The organism is Halomonas sp. BL6 (genome assembly GCF_006228115.1).
GTDB classification, from domain to species: Bacteria; Pseudomonadota; Gammaproteobacteria; order Pseudomonadales; family Halomonadaceae; genus Vreelandella; species Vreelandella piezotolerans.
Genome location: NZ_VDGL01000008.1, coordinates 171,342 through 192,065, shown reverse-complemented (window position 1 = coordinate 192,065; position 20,724 = coordinate 171,342). Strand labels below are relative to the sequence as shown.

Here is a 20,724-nt window from a genome sequence, read left to right as displayed (position 1 = left end):
TCCTGCCGATCAAGGCAGTATCAAATTCCCCTGCTTACGCCACTGGTTAACCAGCGCCGGCACGCCTTCCCCCGCCGTGGTATTGATCGCCAGCACGCCGGGTGGGCTTAGCTCATCGGCGTCGGGGTCTACCAGCGCGCAGGGGGTGTCATAATCGATATAGGTGAGCAGCGATGCGGCGGGCATCACTGCCAACGAGGTACCCACCACAAGCAGAAAGTCCGCTTGGCTCACCAGCTCGCAGGCCTCTTCGAACAGCGGTACCGCTTCGCCAAACCACACCACGTCTGGGCGCAGCTGGCTGCCCTTATCGCACACATCGCCCAGGGCAATTCCGCCCTTTGACAGTGGATAGCGCAGCCGCGCATCCACCGATGAGCGGGCCTTTATAATCTCGCCGTGCAGGTGCAGCACGTGACGGGAGCCTGCCCGCTCGTGCAGGTCATCAATGTTCTGAGTAATCACGCTGACCTTGAAGCCCTCCTGCTCCAGCGCCGCCAGCGCTTTATGGGCAGCGTTGGGCTTTGCCCGGCGAATCTGCTCCCGGCGCTGGTTATAGAACGCCAACACCCGCTCTGGGTCTTGCCGCCACCCTTGCGGCGTGGCGACCTCTTCCACCGGGTGGTCCTCCCAGAGGCCATCGCTGGCGCGGAAGGTTTTGATGCCGCTCTCCGCGCTGATTCCCGAGCCGGTAAATACCACCAAGTGCGGGGCTGAAGTCATGCTGTCCTCGGCTTACGTCGTCCAGTGAACGCCTAATGTACCAGTTGCCCCACGGTGCCCGCGAACCGCTGCTTGTTGCGATACGGGTACACGTCGATCACCCGCCCCTCCAGAATCGCCCGCTGCAGCCCCAACCAGTAGTCCGGGTCGAACAGCTCCGGATGCTGCTCCATGAATAGTGCGCGCAGTTCCGGGTTGGCAAACATGAACGGGCCAAACTCTTCGGGGAAGATATCGTTGGGGCCAATGGACAGGCTGGCCCCGCCATCCATGTAACTGTCGACCCCCTGGGTTTTGGGAATATGACGGAAGCGGCACTCGGTGAGATAGCTCACCTCGTCGTAGTCGTAGAAAATCACCCGCCCGTGGCGCGTGACGCCAAAATTTTTCAGCAGCATATCGCCAGGGAAAATATTCGCCGCCGCCATCTGCTTGATGGCGTTGCCGTAATCTTTTAGCACCATCACTCGCTCATCGGCACTGCACTGCTCCAGGTAGATATTCAGCGGCGTCATCATTCGCTCGGTGTAGCAGTGCTTGATGATCACCTTGTCCTCTTTCAGCGACACCGTGGAGGGCGCGACCTCCAGCAGATGGGCCAAACACTCCGGCTCGAAGTGGTCCTGGCGGACGATGAAGTTGGAAAACTCCTGGGTATCGGCCATGCGCCCTACCCGGTCGTGGCGTTTTACCAGCCGGTACTTCTCCCGCACGATGGCGTGGGTGACCTCTTTGGCGGGGTCGAACTTATCCTTGATGATCTTGAACACGGTACGAAAGCTCGGCAGCACGAATACCGCCATCACCATGCCCCGCACCCCCGGCGCGATCATGAAGCGCTCTTCGCGCTTGGCCACCTGCTGATTCAGCGCGCGGAAAAATTCGGTTTTGCCGTGTTTGAAAAAGCCAATGGCGGCGTACAGCTCGCCCTCGGGCTTGTGGGGCATGAGCTGTTTTAGATAGGCGACGAACTCTCCCGGCACCGGCACGTCTACCTGGAAATAGGCGCGAGTGAACGAGAAGATGATCGACACTTCATCGGTTTCGGTGAGGACCGTATCCAAGTGCAGGCAGGGGTCGCCCCCCTGCTGCTCGCCGTACCCTTCCCCATGCAGAACCGGCAGCACCAATGGGACCTGCTCGCCGCCACCTAGAATGCGCCCCACCAGATACGCCCCTTTGTTGCGGTAAAACACGCTGTTGAGTAGTTCTAGCTGGGCATCGTCTGCCTGCCAAATCGCAGCAGGGAGCTGAGCTTCCAGCAGGCCAGCGCCGAGCTGGCTGTCGCGCTCGACGTCGGCAAAGGGGGAATCGAACGGGGCTTCGCTCAGCGCCCAAGCGAGCGCCCCTGCCCAGTCGCCGTTGACGTCATACCGACGGCACAGCTCGATGCCCGAGCGATGGGGCGCATCCTCCCGGGAGCTGTAGACGAACATCCAGTCGTTGCGGATATGGCGATGCTGAAACACCGAACAGAACAGCGAATTGAAGAAGGTTTCCGCGAGCTCGTAATCCAACCGTTGGCTGATCAACTGGGCATAGTGCTGCCGTGCTTCCCGCCACGTCTCACAATGGGCCAGTATCTCTGCGGCAAAGGTGCGCTGCAACCGGCCCAGTGTCTCCTCGACCTTTTCACCGTATAGGTTGATCCGCGCGGCGGAGGCTTGCTGCGCTTCACGCCAGGCTGCGTCGCGAAAACGGCGGCTGGCATCGGAAGTGATCTGTTTGAAGCGGGCACGGTACTCATCGAAACCGTGCAACACGGTGGCCGCTAGGCGGTACGCGGGGGAGTGTTTCATCACGCGGGCTCACGTCGAAAGAGAGCTTCCCAGGGTCCGTGAACGGCCCACTACATACGAGACGACCTTAGTCCTGTAAATGTCAGCCCTGTCAGTGTTAGCCCTGACAGTGTCAGCTCTGTGAATACGGCGCAATGGAGGCAACCTCCAGACGAAACGGCCCCGCGGTGCGGTCGGCAATCAAAAATCCGAGCTGGTGAATAGTCGATGGATCGAGAGCCGGCGCGCTGGAAAGCAGCGTGCCCCGGCGCACCGCATCGAACTGCGCCCAGGTGAATCGATGCGTTTCCCACTGGTGAGCCGTGGGCGTGAAGGCCACCCGGTAGGCGCTGGCCTCCTTTAGCGCGCTGCTTTTGAACCGTAGCTGATAGGTACGACCATCGCCACGCACGCGCAGCGTAACGCCTAGGCCGTGGGCTAGGGTCGGCTCGAAACCGTCTGGTTCACGGCGCACCGAGGCAAAGCCGCCGCCGTTTTCCAACGACACCTCGCCATAAAAGCAGCCAGCGCCCGCGTCCAAACGAAAGCCGCTGTGGGACACGCCGCCCATCACGCCATCGTCCACCGCGTACCAGCGCCGCTGCTCTGCCTCGGCCATGTTCGATTCGTTAAAGTTCAGCATCCTTCGAGCTCCTCCTTGTCCGCCAAAGACAACGCCCCTGAGCAAGAGCCCAGAGGCGCATTGACATGGTTCAGACTAGGCGATGCGCCGCCGTGATTACAGCTTTGCGGAAGCAGCCGCCGGAGCGACGGGCTCGGCCTCCTCCGGCGAGGCGGTCACTAGCGCGAACTCCTCTTCGGCGGTTTTCGCCACCAGATGGTGTTTGCTGTAGAGGAAGTAGTACGCCGCTCCAGCAATGAACAGCAAGATGGTGTAGTTGAACGCCCGAGGATCGAAGGCATAAACGCCGGTCAGCGCGACGAGCGAGAGCACCAGGGCGATGCCTGAGGTAACCACGCCGCCTGGGGTTTTATAGGGGCGCGGCAGATCGGGCTGCTTGAGACGCAGCCAAATATGGCTAAAGGCCATCAATGCATAGGAGATAGTCGCACCAACGACCGCCATGCCTAACATCAGATCGCCTTCGCCGCTCAGCGACGCGAGAAAACCAAAGATGCCGGGCACTATCAGCGCTAAGTAAGGCACTTTACGCTCGCTGGTCAGCGACAGCGGTTTGGGCAAATAGCCTGCCCGAGAGAGCGCGAACACCAGGCGACTGTAGCCATAAATGATCGAGAAGAAGGAGGCGATCAAACCCGCCAGGCCCAGCACGTTGACCAGGGTCGCCAGCGTCGGGTTACCTGCAGCATTCAAGGCATCCACCAGCGGCACGCCGCTTTGGCCAATCATCTCCGCACCTGCGGCACCGGCTAACAGCACCACCACGAGCAGGGCGGTGAAGAGCAGAAACAGCATGGCACCGATAATGCCTTTAGGCATATCGCGAGTAGGGTCTTTCGCCTCTTCGGCCGCCAACGGCACCCCTTCAACGGCCAAAAACAGCCACATACCAAAGGGCAGCGCCGCCCAAATGCCGTACCAGCCAAAAGGCATGAAGGTGCTCGCACCCGCCGCCTCGATGGGTGCAATATCGAACAGGTTGGCCGCATCGAAGTCACCAATTAGCGCTACCGCAGTGGCCAGAATGGCAAAGACCGCCAAACCGCTGATCACCATCATCACTTTCAGCGCTTCACCGACACCCGCCAAGTGAATGCCAATGAACACCGCATAAAACAGCAGATACACCAGCGGCCCGTTAACGCCTAACAAGGCCTCTACCGCCGAGCCGATAAAAATCACGATGGCCGCCGGGGCCAGCGCGTACTCGATCAACACGGCAAGTCCAGTCAAATAGCCGCCCGCAGGCCCCATGGCTTGCCGAGCGAAGCTGTAACCGCCCCCAGCGGCAGGAATCGCAGCGGACATTTCCGCCAGCGCCAGCACCAGCGCGAGGTACATCAGCGCCATCAAACAAGCAGCAATCGCAAACCCGCCCCAGCCTGCTTCAGCGATGCCAAAGTTCCAGCCCGCAAAGTCACCGGAAATGACATAGGAAACCCCAAGCCCCGCGAGCAGCATCCAGCCTGCCGTACCTTTACGCAGCTGGCGCTTGGCCAGATACGCCTGATCAACCGTTGGTTGTGTCATCGTTTTGCCCTTTTCAGTGTGGAACGCAATGGGTGTCAGCGGCGTGCTGTGGTCCTGGTTCCGTCTTGTTATTGGGAGAGCCATCAGCGGTGTTATTGAAATGACGTCAGCGGTGTTATTGAAAATATCGTTAGCGTTGTTGCGCGTGGTGACCGTCAATCGGCCACCAGGAAATTTCGAGTCGAACCGCTGCCGCCCTCCAAGACGTTATCTTCGCTGCGATCTTTGAGCTTCACGCCGGAGAGCTTGCGCTCCCGCGCCTCGGTCAGCAGCAGCAGCAAACGCCGGGCCGCTTCTTCATACGCAAGCCCGGCCGGGCGCACGTTGGAGATGCAGTTGCGCCGGTCATCTTTTAAGCCCACCTCGGGGCCCCAGGTCATATACAGCCCTAAGCTATCTGGGGAGCTAAGGCCGGGGCGTTCGCCGACCATGACCAGCACCGCATCGGCGTTGAGCAGCGCGCCCACTTCGTCACCTATGGCCACGCGCCCTTGCTCGACAAGGATCAGCGGCGCGAGCTGCCATTCGCTCTTGTCGCGCCCGAGTGCGTCATACAACGCAGTAAGAAAGGGGGCGCTGTTTTGCTGTACCGCCAGCGCCGAGAGGCCATCGACGATCACCACCGCCAAATCGAACCGTTGGCCGCCCTCTGCCGCTTGCTGCAGCGCCTGCCGGGAGTGTTCATTGAGCCGTCTGCCGTAGTCGGGCCGCTGCAGGTACATTGCGCGGTCCTCCGCGCGGCTGTGCACCGCAAGCGGTGTGGTGCTCAAGCCAAGCGTTTGGGTCAGCTCATCGGCCAGCGCCTCACACTCCAGCGGGCAGTGAACCGCATCCTGGGCTTGGGCATGGGCAAGCTGAAACGCGAGCAGCTGCTGGGTAGGCAGGCTCACCCCCGCACGCCCTAGCCCGATGCGCGCATCGGTAAAGGCGCGCAGGCGCTCCCAGGGGTTCTCGATGACGATAGGCGCAGTGGTTTCCTGCGTGGGGTGTTTAGGCATCTTGGTCGCTCCCCTTCGGCAAGTGGCGCAGGCTATGGGCAAAGGCGTCGGGTAGCTGGTCGTTAAGGCGATGGGTGCTCACATCTTGAAAGATCTGCATCTTGGCCAGCCACTGCTCGAACTCCGGTGCGGCTTTTAACCCCAGCACTCGACGAGCATAGAGCGCATCGTGAAACGAGGTGGTTTGGTAGTTGAGCATGATGTCGTCAGAGCCAGGAATGCCCATCACGAAGTTGCAGCCTGCCACGCCCAGCAGCGTCAGCAGGTTGTCCATGTCGTTTTGATCGGCGTTGGCGTGGTTGGTGTAGCACACGTCGCACCCCATCGGCACACCCAGGAGCTTGCCGCAGAAGTGATCCTCGAGCCCGGCACGGATGATCTCTTTGCCGTCGTACAGATACTCGGGGCCAATGAACCCCACCACCGTGTTGACCAGCAGCGGATTGAACTTGCGCGCCACGGCGTAGGCCCGTGCTTCGCAGGTTTGTTGGTCGAGCCCATGATGGGCGTCGGCGGAGAGCGAACTGCCCTGGCCGGTTTCGAAATACATCACGTTGCGACCCACGGTGCCGCGATTGAGCGTTTGTGCGGCGGCTTCTGCTTCCGCCAGGATGCTCAAATCGAATCCAAAGCTGCGGTTGGTGGCTTCGGTGCCGCCGATGGATTGAAAGACCAGATCCACCGGCGCGCCCTGCTCGATGGCCTCCAGCGTGTTGGTCACGTGAGTCAGTACGCAGGATTGCGTAGGGATCTCGTATTTCTGGATCACGTCGTCCATCAGGCGCATCAGCTTGATGCTTTGGGCGACGTTATCGGTGGCCGGGTTGATACCGATCACCGCATCGCCGCTGCCATACAGCAGGCCATCGAGAATACTCGCCGCGATGCCGGTCACATCATCGGTGGGGTGGTTGGGCTGTAAGCGGGTCGAAAGCCGCCCCGGCAGCCCAATGGTGTTGCGAAATGCCGTCGTCACTTGGCACTTTTTGGCCACCAGCATGAGGTCTTGGTTGCGCATCAGCTTACTCACCGCCGCGGCCATCTCGGGCGTGATACCGGCACGAGCAGCGGCCAGCGCTTCGCGGGTGGCATGATCGGAGAGCAGCCAGTTGCGGAAGTCGCCCACGGTGAGATGCTTCAGCGGTGCAAATGCCTCTGCATCGTGGTCGTCGATGATCAGACGGGTGATTTCGTCCTGCTCGTAGGGGATCAGCGCGTCGTTCAAAAAGGTGGTGAGCGGTAGCTCCGCCAGCACCATTTGGGCGACGACTCGCTCTTCTGCCGATTCTGCCATCACCCCCGCAAGTCGGTCGCCCGAGCGCGGCGGCGTGGCTTTGGCCATCAGTTCGGCGAGCCCGCTAAAGCGATAGCGGCGGCTTCCCACCGTGGTGTGATAGGTCTGCGCCATGGGCCTTCCCTTCTCTTACCGATTCGATACTCAAGGCGCGGTATGCGCGTTGAGGAACAAAACTTGCTTGTTCTCACAATAGCGCTATCACTTAACGGGGAGTATCGAGTTTTGGCAAAACACACCAAGGATATAAAAACCAATAAGAAACAGTTGGTTAATAACGACAACAAGGCGTGGACGCTAGTCGGTCACGCCACTAGGAGCGGGTGATGTCCTCGACGCCGACTCAAAGCGCACCAAAAAAGTGCATTCAAGAAGCCTTCGATGCCGATGAGCATGCGCGAAATCTGACCCGCTGGCAGCAGCAGTACGACCAGCTCACCCCGGGACGTTTTTACGGACGGCTGGATGAAATTGCGCTGCCTGCCCTTCAAGTCTTCAAAGAGCACACGGGCCAAGCGCTGCGTCAGGAGTGTCGGGTGTGGGAGAACTCACTGTGGCTGGGGATTCCACCCCGCTCGGCGGGGTCGCGTATCAATGGACAACCCCTCGACGCACAGCAAGTAATGTGCCGCCCCGGCGGGCGCGATTTTGAATTGGTGACCCCGGAAGGCTTCGATATTTACGGGGTGGTGATACGTCTACCGGCGTTATACGCCGCTGCCGAGCGCCAGGGCATCACGCTGGATGAGCAGTGGATGACTGCGCCCCGCCGTCATGTGAACCCTGTCACGCTGCGCGCCTTACTGTTTCTTTTGGAACGCCTGTTAGGCCAGCAGCAGAGCGCCATCGCCGAGAGGCTGCATCAGGATATTCTCTTGACTGGCCTGTTAGAGCTGCTGGATGCCCAGCAGCCCAGCAAAGAGCTGCCCCCTAGCTACGTTCACCGAAAGGCCGTCGTCGACCGGGTCAAGCAGTATGTCGATGAGCATCTAGAAGCGCCGATTACCATGGAAGCATTATGCGAGCTGACACATGTGAGCCGACGTACGCTGCAATATAGCTTTACGACGATTTTAGGTATCAGCCCGCTGCAGTTTCTAAGGCTGACGCGGCTGAATCGCGTTCGTCGTGCGTTACGCGCGGCCGAGCCGACCCAAACGGTCACCGAGATCGCGACCTACTGGGGCTTTTGGCATTTGGGGCAGTTCGCCCACGACTACAAGCAGCAGTTTGGTGAGTGCCCGTCGCACACGCTCAATCAGTCTCCAAGCGGCACTATGTCAACCAGTGCTTAGCAAACTGCTCGGCACTCAGCGGTCGGCCATAGTAATACCCTTGGGCCTGGGTACAGCCCATGGCCAATAGCGCCTCACTTTGTGCTTTGGTCTCGATGCCCTCTGCAATGGTTTCCAGCCCTAACGTTTTGGCCATGGCGATGATAGTGGCCACGATGATGCGGTCATTGTCGCTAGTGAGCATATCGCGCACGAACGAGATATCGATTTTGATCCTATCGGCGGCAAAGCGTTTTAAATAAGCCAATGACGAATAACCGGTACCGAAGTCATCGATCGAGAGTCCCATGCCATGCCCCTTCAATATCTCGGTGATGGCGATGGCATCGTCTGGGTGGGCCATGATCCCGCTCTCGGTGATTTCGATACTCAAGGCGTGAGGAGACACGCCGTGCGTGCGGCAACTGGCCAGCAGCGTCGCCACCAGATCGCTATCTTCGAACTGGTCGGCCGCAATGTTGATAGCTAACGGCACGTGCAGTTGCAGACCTTGACGCTGCCACTGGGCTAACTGCTGGCAAGCTTTATCGATGACACAGTTGCCAAGCGGCACGATCATTCCACGCTCTTCGGCAATGGCGATGAACTGCCCGGGCGAGACGTCTCCCAACTCGTCGTCCCACCAACGACACAGCGCTTCCGCCCCAATGAGTTGGCCACTGCGCATATCCACCTGCGGCTGGAAATGTAAATAGAACGAGTGGTTTGCAATCGCCAGTGCCAGGCGCTTGGCAATATGCAGCTGTTGTGCGACCGCATGCCCCATCCAATACTCGAACGTACGCGTCGACAGTTTCTGGCGCTTTGCTTGGTACATAGCGATATCGGCATGCTTCAAGAGCGCTTGCGCCGATTGACCGTGGGCCGGGTATAGCGCGATTCCCACGCTCACTGACAGTTCAGACGAGTGCTGCTCTATCATGATCGGCTCATGGAGACTCGCACAGAGGGTGTCCGCTATTTGTTGGGCGTGTTGCTCGTCGTTCGCTTCCTGGCAAATGATCACGAACTCGTCTCCACCTAGCCGGGCGACAAACTCTCCCGTAGGCAGTACGCTGCGAAAGCGCTGCGCGACTTCTTTTAGCACCAAATCACCGACATCATGGCCAGCGGTGTCATTAATCTCTTTGAAGTGGTTGAGATCGAGCAGCAATAGCGCAAAAGGTAGCTGCGCTTCGGCGTTGACACACTGCTCGAGCCGCTGCATGAAAGCCGTGCGGTTGGGTAACCGAGTGCCTGCATCACAATAGGCCAGTTGGCGTATGCGAGCCTCGTCACGTTGGCGGCCAAGTTCGGACGCTGCTCTTGCGGCGAATATTTGCAATACCGCGCTGACGATTTTCGTCTCCGAGAGCGGTGCTTTGAACATCACGCCAATAATGCCAATAGGACGCCCATGGGCATCGTCCAAGCGTCGACCAACGTATGCGTTGACCCATGACAGTGCGCCATTGGACTCGACCGGCAAACGAATACCAGCCCCTTCGAGCACGATACATTCACGCTGTGTCAACACGTCCTGACAGGGCACGCCTGCCAAATGGTAGCTAAACGCAGGCTGACGCTCGCCGTTAACGTAGAGCGACAACACATTGGCAACGTTGGGGTCCTGATCATCGAGCGTCGCAATGAAGCCGACATCGGCAGCCAACGCGTTGGCCATGTGATCGGTCAATTGCGTCAGGAAGGCTTCGCCGTGCTGCGCCGACACGGCGGTGGCCACTTGAGCCACCGCATGCTGGATACGCTGTTCGGCTTGACGGTGTCGAAGGCTGTCGATACCAAAGGCGATATCGTCAGCCAGTTCACTCAATAAGCGCACTTCGGCAGCCGTCATGGGCGCATCATCGCTTTGATAGAGCGTGATGACACCGAGCAGTTGCCCCCGATACACCAACGGCAACGCCACCAACACGGCGACGTCTAGCGCCACCAGCGTGGCATCGTGCCCCGAAGCGTCGGGATCGAGCCGAGGCGAATATACCACCGGTGCACGGCGGGCCATCGCTTGGTGACGTAGTTCGCGGCTATAGCCCTCCACCAGCAGCTGCTTTGGACTTAACCAACCCGACACATCGGTTTCTCTATCGACACAGGCTTTTAGCCCCCCTTCGACGCCTTCCTCCCCAGGCAGACCATGATGCACCCAAGCCGCCGTGTAGCCTCCGACGTCCACTAGAACGCGGCACGCCGACTGCAGTAGCGACGTTTCATCGTGGGCGTGAAACCGTGCGTCATTTCCTCTACTCAGCAACCTCAACGCCCGTTGCTTACTGGCAATACGCTGATCGGCCTGATGACCGATGATCTGACGGGAGAGTTCGACGCCTGCTAACGAGGCAACGATACGCATGACCTCTTTCGTGTATCGAGGCAACCGAAGCGGTCGCGAATGCATGAGCACGAGAATCCCATGGCAGCGGCCCGATGCATCTGCCATGGGGACACCGAGATAACTTTCGACACTGAGCGCTGTCAGTCGAGCATCGTTAGGGAAGCAGGCACGCGCCTGGGAAGTGATATGAAAACAAGCGTGCGCACTCTTCACTCGCTCACAGGGGGTGCCACAAAGCAGATAGGAGGTCGCCTCGACAAACGTACCTTCGGACCACATGGCCAATGGCGTGGCGGTATCGCGATGATCGATACGAGCGACCAATGCGTGGTCGACGCTGAGCAACTTCGCCAAGGTGCTTGCTAAATGGTGAAAGAACCCGCTTTTATTGACACGGGACAATCCTTCGGCGAGCTGTTGGAAAATTTCTGGTGCCGTCGTAGGAGACATGATATTAAGCGCCTTCGGGTTTGATAGGTAAGCCACGTTGGCAAGCCAAATGCTTTGATCAAAGCCGAATTGACCGCTGTGTGATCATCCCTGAACCATACAGTGATAGTGGCTGTTACGTTTGAACAGCTACCTTAAAGAGCATTGTCCGTCCTTGTTATTCATGCCAATGGATACCACCTGAACCATAGTGTTCAACAGGGATGTCTTTTAATGACTTAACGTACGGCAGACATCTCATCTCTTGCTCTTCCAGCCAACACTTCAAACAATAACGCTTATGGCCATTACTATACGGCCTTTAAGTTTTAATGAATCTCACCACGTTTTTATTTTAGATGATCAATTTAAATAGATTTAACTTTGTTAGTTATCGCCTTTCAGTACGCGTTGCAAAAAAAGCAGATGATGCCACTCATTATCAACCTGCGAAGGTGATATTCAACCTAAACAGTCCTTCATGTCAATAGGCCGTTCCCCAACCATTCAAGGTTATATGGAGGACCGTGTGAATAAAACCGAACAGAAACGGCTAGCTAGCAACATCGGCAGAGCCATCGCCAAACAGCGAATACGCAGCCAGTTGACCCAAGAAGAAGTAGCCGAACGCCTTGGGGTTGGCAACGAAGCCGTTTCTCGAATCGAGCGAGGGCGAGTTATTCCCAATATTATACGCTTATTAGAATTAGCCGAGATATTCAACTGCGAAGCAGCGGAGCTTTTAGGCCAAGCCAGTATTCATGTCGATGATCAAACACACCGAATTAAAGCGTTATTAGCTCCATTAAAACAACGTGATCGAGAGTTGATGTTAGAACTCGTAGAGAGCTTGGCCATACGTTTTCAACAAGACGAATCGACCGAAAAGTAGCCTCACGCCCAACGAACACCTCTTCGGATATCGCCACATCGCTTGGCGTTTGTCGTGGAATGCGCGTCATGTTTCCAGCGTTTTGGAGCTTATCAACGCTTCGTGCTATAGATACTGGACGGAGTAGCTATTGAGCACCTTATGCAGTGCGCATGATCCATACCCAGCATGACGCAACCTCTGCGCTAGCCCAACCGTCTCTTGAGGGGCCCTATGCTGAATACGACGACCTGGAATCGCCTTCGCTATAGTGCCTATGCACCTTTCTATGATGCGGTCGTATCGCGAGCGTTACGTCGTCCACGGCGTGTCGCGCTCAGCCACGTCGACTGGGAGCCCGGTATGCGCATTCTTTTGGTGGGCGCAGGAACGGGCTTGGACCTTCCCTTCATACCCCATGGGCTAGAAATACACCTGACCGACCTTACACCTGGTATGGTCCGACGCGCCAGCGCCAGGGCCGAGCGTTATCAGCGAGATGTGGCTTGCCATGTCATGGATGCCACTCAACTGCTCTATCCCGATGAGCACTTCGATGTCGTCGTCATGCATCTGATTTTGGCGGTGATGCCCTGCCCCGAGCAGGGACTGACCGAGGCCTACCGTGTGCTTAAGCCCGGTGGGCAGCTGTGCGTTATGGATAAGTTCCAACCCGATGACCAACCGTCGGGCTGGGGACGACGCGCCTTCAACATCCTTACCTCCTTCATCGCAACCGATATCACACGGCAAGCCACGCCCATGCTCCAACACGCAGGTTTTCGTATTCAGCGCGACGAACCGGTGCTCATGAGCGGCCTGTTCCGCGCACTGCTCGCAGTGAAATAAGTGAGCGACATTGCTAGCCATCAACAAAACTCTATACAATAAAATATCAATGTATAGATTTTGCACATAAACCGACATAGCATGACTGTCCTGCTTTATGTCACCGACGAGGACGCGCCATGCCTAAAGCGGCGGTCAAACGCTTTCGCTGCCTACCTGAGGATGAACAATCACGCGTCATCGAAATGGCCTGGGAAGACCGCACGCCTTTCGAAGCCATCGAGCGGCTCTTTGGATTGGACGAATCCGATGTGATCGAGGTGATGCGTCACCAGATGAAGCCAAGTTCATTCCGCCTATGGCGCAAGCGGGTCACGGGCCGCAGGACCAAGCACCGAGCCCTGCGTTCGCCCGATGTCATGCGTGGCTACTGCCCTACTCAATACAAGCGCTAAGCTTTTCTTCTCACCGCTGCCTAATGCCTCTCATTTCACTGGCAAAGTCGCCGTGCCGCCCACGTTCATGTCGCCATGACAGGATATGTTCAGCCGCCACTAAGTGTTATATTATCACATAACATATAAAAGTGAGAGGACCTATCCGTGTCTGCATTTTCTCCCCTGCCCGTGACCGTGCTTTCAGGCTTCCTGGGTGCCGGTAAAACCACCGTGCTCAATCATATTCTCGCCAATCGCGAGGGCCGACGTGTTGCGGTGATCGTCAACGACATGAGCGAGGTCAATATCGATGGTGCACTGGTGCGTGGCGGGCCTGGCGAGCCGACGCTGGATAGCGACGTCGCCTTGAATCGCTCGGAAGAGCGCCTCGTCGAGATGAGCAATGGCTGTATTTGCTGCACCTTACGCGAGGATCTGCTGGTGGAGGTGAGCCAACTGGCCCGTGAAGGGAAGTTCGATTACCTGGTCATCGAGTCCACGGGCATCTCCGAGCCGCTGCCCGTGGCAGAAACCTTTACCTTCGAAGACGAAAGCGGCCAAAGCCTTTCCCAGGTCGCAAGACTGGACACGCTGGTCACCGTGGTCGATGGTGCCAACTTCCTGGCTCAGTATCAGGAAGCGCAGAGCCTGGCCGAGGCGGGAGAAAGCCTGGGCGAGGACGATGAGCGCAACGTTGCCGACCTGCTGGTAGATCAGATCGAGTTTTGCGATGTGCTGCTGATCAGCAAGACGGACTTGATCAGTGAGACTGAACTGGCGTCATTGAAAGCGATTCTACGCTCGCTCAACCCGGAGGCCGAGCTGGTGCCCATCACCCAGGGCGGTGTCCCGCTGGACAAGGTGCTGGATACCGGCAAGTTCGATTTCGAGCGCGCCCAGCAGGCGCCCGGCTGGCTCAAAGAGATGCGCGGAGAGCACGTACCGGAAACCGAAGAGTACGGCATTGGCAGCTTCGCCTACCACGCCCGCCGCCCCTTCCACCCGCAAAAATTTCACGACCTGCTGAATGCCGAGTGGTTCGGCAAGGGCCTGCTGCGCTCCAAAGGCTTTTTCTGGCTGGCTACTCGCCCCCGCTACGCGGGCCAGTGGAGCCAGGCAGGCGGCATTGCCCATCACGGCCCTGCCGGGGTGTTCTGGAAGGCCATCCCGGAAGCCAACTGGCCGGAAGACCCGGAATACCGCCAGTTCATTCTGGAGAAATGGCAAGAGCCATTTGGCGACATGCGCCAGGAGCTAGTGTTCATTGGTCAGAACATGGATCAATCCCGCATGCGTGCTGCGCTGGATGAGTGCCTGCTGAGCGAAGCAGAGTTGCTGGAAGGCATGGAAGCGTGGAAGCAGCTCCCGGACCCCTTCCCTGCCTGGGAATAAACGCACGCCGCCCACCAAGCGTTCCCCAAAACAAAAGAGAGGCAGCCGCCTCTCTTTTGCGATGATCTTACGCTCCCCTGATATCGTTCACTGCAGCAGGCTGGGTAGCCAGGTCGCCAGCCCCGGAAACACGACCAGTACGGCCACCAGCAGCATCGAACAGAGAATGTAGGGGATCGCCGCCGAGTAGATTTCGCGCATGGTCGTCCCTGCGGGCGCCACGCCCTTCATAACGAACAGCAGTAGACCCAAAGGAGGCGTCGAGAAACTGATCTCCAGCGCCAGCAAGACTACGACGCCAAACCACACCAGATCGAATCCCAGCGCCTGCGCCAACGGGAAGAAAATCGGCACGGTCAGCATCATGATGGAAATCTGCTCCATGAACGTGCCCAGTACCAGAAGCACCGCAAACATTGCCAACAACATCAGCAGAGGCGATAGGTCGAAGCCGGTCGCCCAGGCAATCAGTCCCCCCGAGGCTCCCGAGAAGCCGAGCAGCTGGCTGAACGTGGCCGAGCCGAACACGATCAGGTAGGCCATCAGCGTGACTTTCAAAGCGCCGGTCACGGAGAGTTTGAACGCTTCCCATGTCATGCAGCGGAAGATGAACGCCAGGATGATGACGCCCAACGCGCCAAACGCAGCGGCTTCAGACGGAGTGGCAAAACCAATCAGCATTAACGCAACGATAATGACCATGACACTGAGCATGGGCAGGATGTCAGTCACGATCAGCTTCAGCTTCGCCGCCATCGGCACCGGTTCGAGTTCGTAGTTCGGCGCCGCTAGCGGATCCAACGTCGTTTGAATGAAAATAGTAGCAATGTAGAAGCCTGCCAGCGTTAGTCCCGGCAGGATACCGGCAATCAGCAAAGCGCCGATATCCACTTTTGCCAATGTCGCTAACAGTACCGCAAGCGCGGAGGGTGGAATAATGATCGCTAAACCACCGGTTCCCAGGATCGGGCCAATGGCCATTTTCTTTTTATAGCCACGGCGCTGCATTTCAGGCACCAGTAACGATCCCATCAACGCCGTAGAGCCCATGGAAGAGCCGCTTAACGTGGAGAATGCCGTACCGCCCACGACCGTGACGTACGATAAACGCCCCGGCACTTTACCCATGAGTTGATCGACGGCATTGAACATTTTCATGCCCAAACCGGTTCGGAAAAACAGCTCCCCCATTAACAAGAACAGCGGTATGGGCACTAGGTTGAAACTCGACAGTGCACCAAACCCGTTATTGAGCATCTGTAGGATGCCCGCTTGCCCCCCCATGAAGTGCCATGCACCAATGACGTTAGCGGCTAAAAAGGCTAGGGCGATAGGGGTGCCAATCGCCATAAAAAGCAGAATGAGCGAGAGTAAAAAGGCGAGCGCAAAGTACCATTCCATTATTCTTTAATCCCCGCTTCGCCACTATGAAGAATGTCTTGACCCACGACAAAGCGGCCAAACTCGATTGCCATCAACGTAAAACTGATAGGAAATACAACCGTCAATATCCACTTAGGCACGAAAAAGGCGCGTACGTCATAATCGTTACGCTCTATATTCATCATGACCAAGTCCAACCCCTTCCACGCCAACACACCGCACACCACGACGCACAGCAGTGACACGCCCCTGCTGAGCACATTTAGCACGGCCGGCGGCAGCACCGAGGTAAGCAATTCGATGTGAACGTGCCCTTTTTGGCGTACCAGCCACGGCGCCCCCAAGAGCGTGAGGTAGAACATGGCGTACTCGGTCGACAGAAAGAACCAAGCCGACGGCTGGAGCCCTAAGTTACGAATGACCACCGAGAGCACCACGGCCACCATCAGCCAGACAAGCATGATGGCGGCGAGCAGAGCCATGCCGTTAAGCAGCAGCAGATAGCCGCGTTGTGCGTAGCGCATAAGACACCCTGGAAAATAGCCACAACATGGGGCGCGCGATGGCTCGGCGCCCCCTAGGTGTTATAGATCGTTGAATTTTTCGATCAGCGTATCGTAGTGCTCGAGGCCCATCGGGTGACGCTCCATCTGGCGACGCATGCGCTCCCAGGTCGCATCTCGGGCAGCATCGGAGAAACGCTGAGCCGCTTCGCCTTCCAAGGTAACGACCTGCATGCCATCGGCTTCCAACTGTGCCTGCTGCTCATCGGCCAGCGCCGCCAATTGTTCGGCGCTCTCACGCTCGTGCTCGATGGCGACCTCCTGCAAGATTTGCTGGGACTCTTCGCTGAGTTGGTTCCACTTGCTCAGGTTGACGATCACGCCCATGTCCGTGGAGAAGAAGGCAGGATCGACCCGGTAGTTGAGGAAACGATCCCAGTTGAGATCCTTCAGGCCGATCTGCGTCCAGCCGGTGGCATTGACCACGCTGCGCTCCAGGGCCGCGTAAACGTCGGTCGTCGGCAGGCTAATCGGCTGCGCTTTTAAATAGTCCTGAAAGAAGGCGTCGTAAACGGGGTTACTGCGCAGGCGCAGCCCCGAAATACTGAGGTTGCCCTCTTCGTCCAGGCTCGGCTCGTCAATGGTGTAAAGGTTGTAGCTGACACCGCTGTCGAACCAGCCCAAGTAATAAGTCCCCATTTTTTCCTGGTGGATTTGGTTGAGTAGGTCGATACCGCCATTCTCACGGGCATAAATGGCATTGGTATTGGACGCGACCATGGCATCCCGCTCGGGCACCGTGCCGGCATAGAAACTGGCGGCGGTGTAGGCCATGTCCACCACGCCATTGCGCACTGCGTCCGGCTGCTCGGAAAGCCCGATGACCTCGGGGCCGCCACGCACGTTGATCTGCACCACGCCTTCACCGCGCTCATTCACTTTATCTACAAATTCCAAAAAGCTTTGGGTGTAAATCAAGGAGGGAGGAAAGGCGTGGACGGCGTTGATTTGGTCCACTGCCAAGGCATGGGTCGAGGCCAGCGCCGTGAGCATGCCCAACGTAAGGGTTACTTTTTTCATGTGTGTCTCCTGCACAAGGTGATCTGTTGTAGCGGTTATTGTGTTGATCTACTGCCTAAAACCATTGTTGCAAGCGTGCGTCGTGTTGTTATCGGTCCGTCATGTTAGGCGCGGGGTGGCTGCTCTGACGGCAGCTTGACCCGGGGCAATGTTATCCTCTGCTGATGATCTCGGCACTGGGCGGCGCCGGCGCTACCCATGGGAACTGCTGTTCGTAATCCGCGGCGAACGCATCGATCTTTTCAAGATGCTGGCGGGTCATATCGATATCGTCCCAACCGTTCAGCAGCTTGGTGCGCCACACGGCAGAGACGCTAAAGGGTACGTTCAGCTCGCCGACGCGAATCTGCTGCGCTTCCAAATCCACCACGATAGGCGCAGGCGCCTCGGCCAGGGCCTGCAACAGCTGTTCGGCGGACTCCTCCGTTACGACGGCGGGCAGCAAGCCATTGTTGACGGCGTTGGACGCAAAAATATCGCCAAAGCTCGGCGCCACGACGCAGCGAAAACCATCGTCCACCAGCGCATAGACAGCCGCTTCGCGGGAAGAGCCGGCGCCAAAGTTGCGTCGACTGACCATGACTTTCGCCTGGCTCGCCATGGGGTGATTGAGCATGACGTTCGGCACTTGCTGGCCCTGTTCATCATGGCGCACGTCATACAGTAGAAACTGCCCGTACCCCACGCTGCGTGGCTCCTTCATGAAGCGGGCGGGAATCAGCTGGTCGGTATCGACGTTCGCGGCGGGTAACGCCACTCCCAGGGTATCCAGGATGGTGATGGGTTTCATGATGGCTCTCCAGAGGCGCGGGGTGAGGAGGAAGCAAGCTGGCGTACGTCGGTCAGCCGCCCGCTGATGGCCGCCGCGGCGACCATGGCGGGCGACATCAAATGGGTACGCGCTCCCGGGCCTTGGCGTCCTTTGAAGTTACGGTTGGTAGTCGACGCACAGCGTTCGCCGCTGGCCACCAGGTCACCGTTCATGCCGACACACATCGAGCACCCTGAGTGGCGCCACTCGAGCCCCGCCTCGATGAAGATACGGTCCAAGCCCTCCGCTTCCGCTTGCGTTTTCACCAGCGTCGAGCCGGGGGATACCATACCGGGCACACGGCTTTTGCGGCCAGCCAGCACGGCGGCGGCGGCACGCAAGTCTTCGATCCGGGCATTGGTGCAGGAGCCGATGAAGACGCGGTCGATGGTGATATCGGTGAGCTTTTGCCCTGCCACCAGGCCCATATAAGCTAGGCTCTCCTGGGCCTGGCGCGCTTTGGACGGGTCATCCAATTGAACAGGATCGGGCACGTGTTGATCGATAGGCAGCGCCTCTTCCGGCGAGACGCCCCAGGTCACCGTAGGGGCGATCTCGTCGGCATTCAGCACCACTTCCAGATCGAACGCCGCGTCAGGGTCGCTGCATAGCGTCGCCCAGTGTGCACAGGCCTGCTCGAAAGCCTCGCCCTTCGGGCACCAGGGGCGCCCACGCAGGTAGTCGAACGTCGTTTGATCCGGGGCGATCATACCGCAGCGCCCGCCCCCTTCGATGGAGAGATTGCACAGCGTCAGCCGCGCTTCCATGGAGAGCCCCCGAATCGCCTCGCCTGCGTACTCGATGGCATAGCCGCGGGCGCCGTCGGCTCCCAGTTTGGCAATCCAGGTCAGGGCGATATCCTTGGCAGTGATCCCTTCCGCCAGCTGGCCCTCCACTGTAATACGCATCACCTTGGGCTTGCTCTGCCACAGGGTTTGGGTGGCCAGCACATGGGCCACTTCTGACGCGCCAATCCCGAAAGCAATACTGCCGAACGCCCCGTGGGTGGCGGTATGGCTGTCCCCGCATACCATCACCATGCCGGACTGGGTAAGCCCTTGCTCAGGGCCTAGTACATGTACGATGCCCTGGCGTGGGTCGTCCAGGCCAAACAGCGTCACCCCGTGCTGTCGCGTGTTATGGCTGAGCTGCTCGATCATCGAGCGCACCTTGGCGTCGGCCACGCCGGCAAGGTCTCGTGCCTGGGTGGGCACATAGTGGTCGGCAATGCCAAAGGTCAGGTCGGGTCGGGCGACGGGCAACTGTCGTTCACTCAACTTGTTGAAGGCATGGAACGACCCTTCATGGACAAAGTGACGGTCTACCCACAGCAGGCTTTGGCCGCTGTCGCTGCGATGCACTTCGTGGGCTTGCCACACCTTGTCGAATAGCGTCTTGGGGGAACTCATTGTCGTCACTCGTGGCCTCAGTGCGCCCTACCAGGCTTGTCATTGTTACCCCAATACAACTAGCGCAGTTATCCAGCACAGGTCAAATGTATTTTTTTAAATTTTGAATCTGTATTAAATTTAATACATTAAAAGCAGAGAAAAAGTGCCCACTTACCCCTCGGTTTGGGTGGGTCCACCGCCCACGCGTGGCTCCCAGTACCGCGCATCATCATCACCGTTGCGTTCGAGATCGATCTGGATCCGATAACGGTCGGGCCGATACAGCGCCTCCAAGTGCTCTACTCCGCGACCCTGCTCATCGAATACCACGCGGGTCAGCGAAATCAGCGGTGAGCCTACGGTGACATCCAGCGCATGGGCCACGTCATGGCTAGCCAGGGTGGCCGAAATGGATTGCGACGCATGGTCCACCTTCACGCCACTGCGCTCCAACAGGACGAACAGCGGCGTATTGGCCAGATCCATTTCGTTGTAGTGCAGGGCAATGGTCTCGGGCACGTGAGTGACCAGGTGGGAAAACGGTTTATCGTCGATCATCCGTACCCGCACCGAACGCTGCACCTTGCCGCTCTTGGCCATGCCCAGCCGCTCGCGAATCATCTCCGGGGGCGGAATGTAAGCAAACTCCAGCAGGCGTACCTGAGACGCTTGGCTCATTTTGACCATGTTGGGCATCAGATTGGAGACGCTGGCCGTCATCACCGTGGCATCCAGCGGCTGCTCCAGCACCACGGTTCCCACCCCTGCCTTGCGGGTGACCAACCCAGCGGACTGCAGCGCCTCCATGGCTCGCCGAACGGTCACGCGGGAAACGCCGTGCTGTTCGGCCAGCTTGTTTTCGCCCGGCAGCTTGCTGTCGACGGGCAGCCTGCCGCTGAGAATGGCATCTTTCAGCAGCAGGTAGATCCGGTGCGATTTGGTCCCACCCACCGCCGAGGACTGTGCATCACTCATTCACGCCCCTCCAGGGTATGCATCAAAAAATATTCACATCAGGCTTGACGCGAGAACAACAATAGAC

18 protein-coding genes are annotated in these 20,724 nt (G+C 58.3%); 5 read left to right on the top strand and 13 right to left on the bottom strand.

The window, feature by feature from the left end:
- Positions 1-9: 9 nt before the first annotated feature.
- From FHJ80_RS16360 to FHJ80_RS16335, 6 genes are all read right to left on the bottom strand, one after another.
- On the bottom strand, positions 10-723 hold the full coding sequence (locus FHJ80_RS16360; RefSeq protein WP_139528395.1) for an NAD-dependent deacylase: 714 nt from the start codon (positions 721-723) through the stop codon (positions 10-12).
- A gap of 32 nt (positions 724-755) precedes the next feature.
- Positions 756-2,522: a bifunctional isocitrate dehydrogenase kinase/phosphatase gene (aceK, locus tag FHJ80_RS16355; RefSeq protein WP_139528394.1), complete on the bottom strand. Its 1,767-nt coding sequence runs from the start codon at positions 2,520-2,522 to the stop codon at positions 756-758.
- Positions 2,523-2,634: 112 nt separating this feature from the next.
- Complete coding sequence (locus FHJ80_RS16350; protein ID WP_139528393.1) at positions 2,635-3,144, bottom strand: CIA30 family protein; 510 nt, start codon at positions 3,142-3,144, stop codon at positions 2,635-2,637.
- Between the two features lie 96 nt (positions 3,145-3,240).
- Positions 3,241-4,674, bottom strand: a complete 1,434-nt coding sequence (eat, locus tag FHJ80_RS16345) for an ethanolamine permease (protein WP_139528392.1) — start codon at positions 4,672-4,674, stop codon at positions 3,241-3,243.
- Between the two features lie 155 nt (positions 4,675-4,829).
- On the bottom strand, positions 4,830-5,672 hold the full coding sequence (gene eutC / locus FHJ80_RS16340) for an ethanolamine ammonia-lyase subunit EutC (protein WP_139528391.1): 843 nt from the start codon (positions 5,670-5,672) through the stop codon (positions 4,830-4,832).
- A complete protein-coding gene (locus FHJ80_RS16335; RefSeq protein ID WP_139528390.1) occupies positions 5,665-7,080 on the bottom strand; it encodes an ethanolamine ammonia-lyase subunit EutB in 1,416 nt (471 codons plus the stop codon). Before FHJ80_RS16335 ends, eutC begins: the two co-directional genes overlap by 8 nt.
- 212 nt (positions 7,081-7,292) lie before the next feature.
- Here FHJ80_RS16335 and FHJ80_RS16330 point away from each other — a divergent pair, with 212 nt between their 5' ends.
- Complete coding sequence (locus tag FHJ80_RS16330) at positions 7,293-8,261, top strand: helix-turn-helix domain-containing protein (RefSeq protein ID WP_139528389.1); 969 nt, start codon at positions 7,293-7,295, stop codon at positions 8,259-8,261.
- Here the strand turns inward: FHJ80_RS16330 and FHJ80_RS16325 are convergent.
- Positions 8,242-11,046 carry a GGDEF domain-containing protein gene (locus FHJ80_RS16325; protein WP_139528388.1) on the bottom strand — a complete coding sequence of 935 codons (2,805 nt, stop codon included), beginning with the start codon at positions 11,044-11,046 and terminating at the stop codon, positions 8,242-8,244. The genes FHJ80_RS16330 and FHJ80_RS16325 overlap by 20 nt on opposite strands.
- A gap of 508 nt (positions 11,047-11,554) precedes the next feature.
- On the opposite strand from FHJ80_RS16325, the gene FHJ80_RS16320 reads away from it, so the two are divergent.
- From FHJ80_RS16320 to zigA, 4 genes are all read left to right on the top strand, one after another.
- Positions 11,555-11,917, top strand: coding sequence for a helix-turn-helix domain-containing protein (locus FHJ80_RS16320; protein WP_176558260.1), 363 nt, complete (start codon positions 11,555-11,557; stop codon positions 11,915-11,917).
- Between the two features lie 213 nt (positions 11,918-12,130).
- Positions 12,131-12,745: a class I SAM-dependent methyltransferase gene (locus tag FHJ80_RS16315; protein WP_139528386.1), complete on the top strand. Its 615-nt coding sequence runs from the start codon at positions 12,131-12,133 to the stop codon at positions 12,743-12,745.
- Positions 12,746-12,864: 119 nt separating this feature from the next.
- Positions 12,865-13,140, top strand: a complete 276-nt coding sequence (locus FHJ80_RS16310; RefSeq protein WP_139528385.1) for a TIGR03643 family protein — start codon at positions 12,865-12,867, stop codon at positions 13,138-13,140.
- A 147-nt stretch (positions 13,141-13,287) separates the two neighbouring features.
- Positions 13,288-14,514, top strand: coding sequence for a zinc metallochaperone GTPase ZigA (gene zigA, locus FHJ80_RS16305; protein WP_139528384.1), 1,227 nt, complete (start codon positions 13,288-13,290; stop codon positions 14,512-14,514).
- 87 nt (positions 14,515-14,601) lie between these two features.
- Here the strand turns inward: zigA and FHJ80_RS16300 are convergent, their stop codons facing one another.
- The 6 genes from FHJ80_RS16300 to FHJ80_RS16275 all read right to left on the bottom strand — a co-directional run bounded on the left by FHJ80_RS16300 (position 14,602) and on the right by FHJ80_RS16275 (position 20,657).
- Positions 14,602-15,915: a TRAP transporter large permease gene (locus tag FHJ80_RS16300; RefSeq protein ID WP_139528383.1), complete on the bottom strand. Its 1,314-nt coding sequence runs from the start codon at positions 15,913-15,915 to the stop codon at positions 14,602-14,604.
- A complete protein-coding gene (locus tag FHJ80_RS16295) occupies positions 15,915-16,421 on the bottom strand; it encodes a TRAP transporter small permease (RefSeq protein WP_139528382.1) in 507 nt (168 codons plus the stop codon). Before FHJ80_RS16295 ends, FHJ80_RS16300 begins: the two co-directional genes overlap by 1 nt.
- A gap of 60 nt (positions 16,422-16,481) precedes the next feature.
- On the bottom strand, positions 16,482-17,480 hold the full coding sequence (gene dctP, locus FHJ80_RS16290; RefSeq protein ID WP_139528381.1) for a TRAP transporter substrate-binding protein DctP: 999 nt from the start codon (positions 17,478-17,480) through the stop codon (positions 16,482-16,484).
- 151 nt (positions 17,481-17,631) lie between these two features.
- Complete coding sequence (gene leuD, locus FHJ80_RS16285) at positions 17,632-18,270, bottom strand: 3-isopropylmalate dehydratase small subunit (RefSeq protein WP_139528380.1); 639 nt, start codon at positions 18,268-18,270, stop codon at positions 17,632-17,634.
- A complete protein-coding gene (gene leuC / locus FHJ80_RS16280; protein ID WP_139528379.1) occupies positions 18,267-19,700 on the bottom strand; it encodes a 3-isopropylmalate dehydratase large subunit in 1,434 nt (477 codons plus the stop codon). Before leuC ends, leuD begins: the two co-directional genes overlap by 4 nt.
- Positions 19,701-19,853: 153 nt before the next feature.
- A complete protein-coding gene (locus FHJ80_RS16275) occupies positions 19,854-20,657 on the bottom strand; it encodes a GntR family transcriptional regulator (protein ID WP_139528378.1) in 804 nt (267 codons plus the stop codon).
- Positions 20,658-20,724: the final 67 nt, after the last annotated feature.

Bases quoted from the DNA above. Each gene is read 5' to 3' on its own strand.
- FHJ80_RS16315 (WP_139528386.1), top strand. From the start codon at position 12,131: ATGCTGAATACGACGACCTGGAATCGCCTTCGCTATAGTGCCTATGCA.
- FHJ80_RS16300 (WP_139528383.1), bottom strand. From the start codon at position 15,915: ATGGAATGGTACTTTGCGCTCGCCTTTTTACTCTCGCTCATTCTGCTT.
- leuD (WP_139528380.1), bottom strand. From the start codon at position 18,270: ATGAAACCCATCACCATCCTGGATACCCTGGGAGTGGCGTTACCCGCC.
- FHJ80_RS16310 (WP_139528385.1), top strand. From the start codon at position 12,865: ATGCCTAAAGCGGCGGTCAAACGCTTTCGCTGCCTACCTGAGGATGAA.
- FHJ80_RS16360 (WP_139528395.1), bottom strand. From the start codon at position 723: ATGACTTCAGCCCCGCACTTGGTGGTATTTACCGGCTCGGGAATCAGC.
- eutC (WP_139528391.1), bottom strand. From the start codon at position 5,672: ATGCCTAAACACCCCACGCAGGAAACCACTGCGCCTATCGTCATCGAG.
- FHJ80_RS16295 (WP_139528382.1), bottom strand. From the start codon at position 16,421: ATGCGCTACGCACAACGCGGCTATCTGCTGCTGCTTAACGGCATGGCT.
- aceK (WP_139528394.1), bottom strand. From the start codon at position 2,522: ATGAAACACTCCCCCGCGTACCGCCTAGCGGCCACCGTGTTGCACGGT.
- leuC (WP_139528379.1), bottom strand. From the start codon at position 19,700: ATGAGTTCCCCCAAGACGCTATTCGACAAGGTGTGGCAAGCCCACGAA.
- FHJ80_RS16335 (WP_139528390.1), bottom strand. From the start codon at position 7,080: ATGGCGCAGACCTATCACACCACGGTGGGAAGCCGCCGCTATCGCTTT.
- FHJ80_RS16330 (WP_139528389.1), top strand. From the start codon at position 7,293: ATGTCCTCGACGCCGACTCAAAGCGCACCAAAAAAGTGCATTCAAGAA.
- dctP (WP_139528381.1), bottom strand. From the start codon at position 17,480: ATGAAAAAAGTAACCCTTACGTTGGGCATGCTCACGGCGCTGGCCTCG.
- FHJ80_RS16325 (WP_139528388.1), bottom strand. From the start codon at position 11,046: ATGTCTCCTACGACGGCACCAGAAATTTTCCAACAGCTCGCCGAAGGA.
- FHJ80_RS16350 (WP_139528393.1), bottom strand. From the start codon at position 3,144: ATGCTGAACTTTAACGAATCGAACATGGCCGAGGCAGAGCAGCGGCGC.
- eat (WP_139528392.1), bottom strand. From the start codon at position 4,674: ATGACACAACCAACGGTTGATCAGGCGTATCTGGCCAAGCGCCAGCTG.
- FHJ80_RS16275 (WP_139528378.1), bottom strand. From the start codon at position 20,657: ATGAGTGATGCACAGTCCTCGGCGGTGGGTGGGACCAAATCGCACCGG.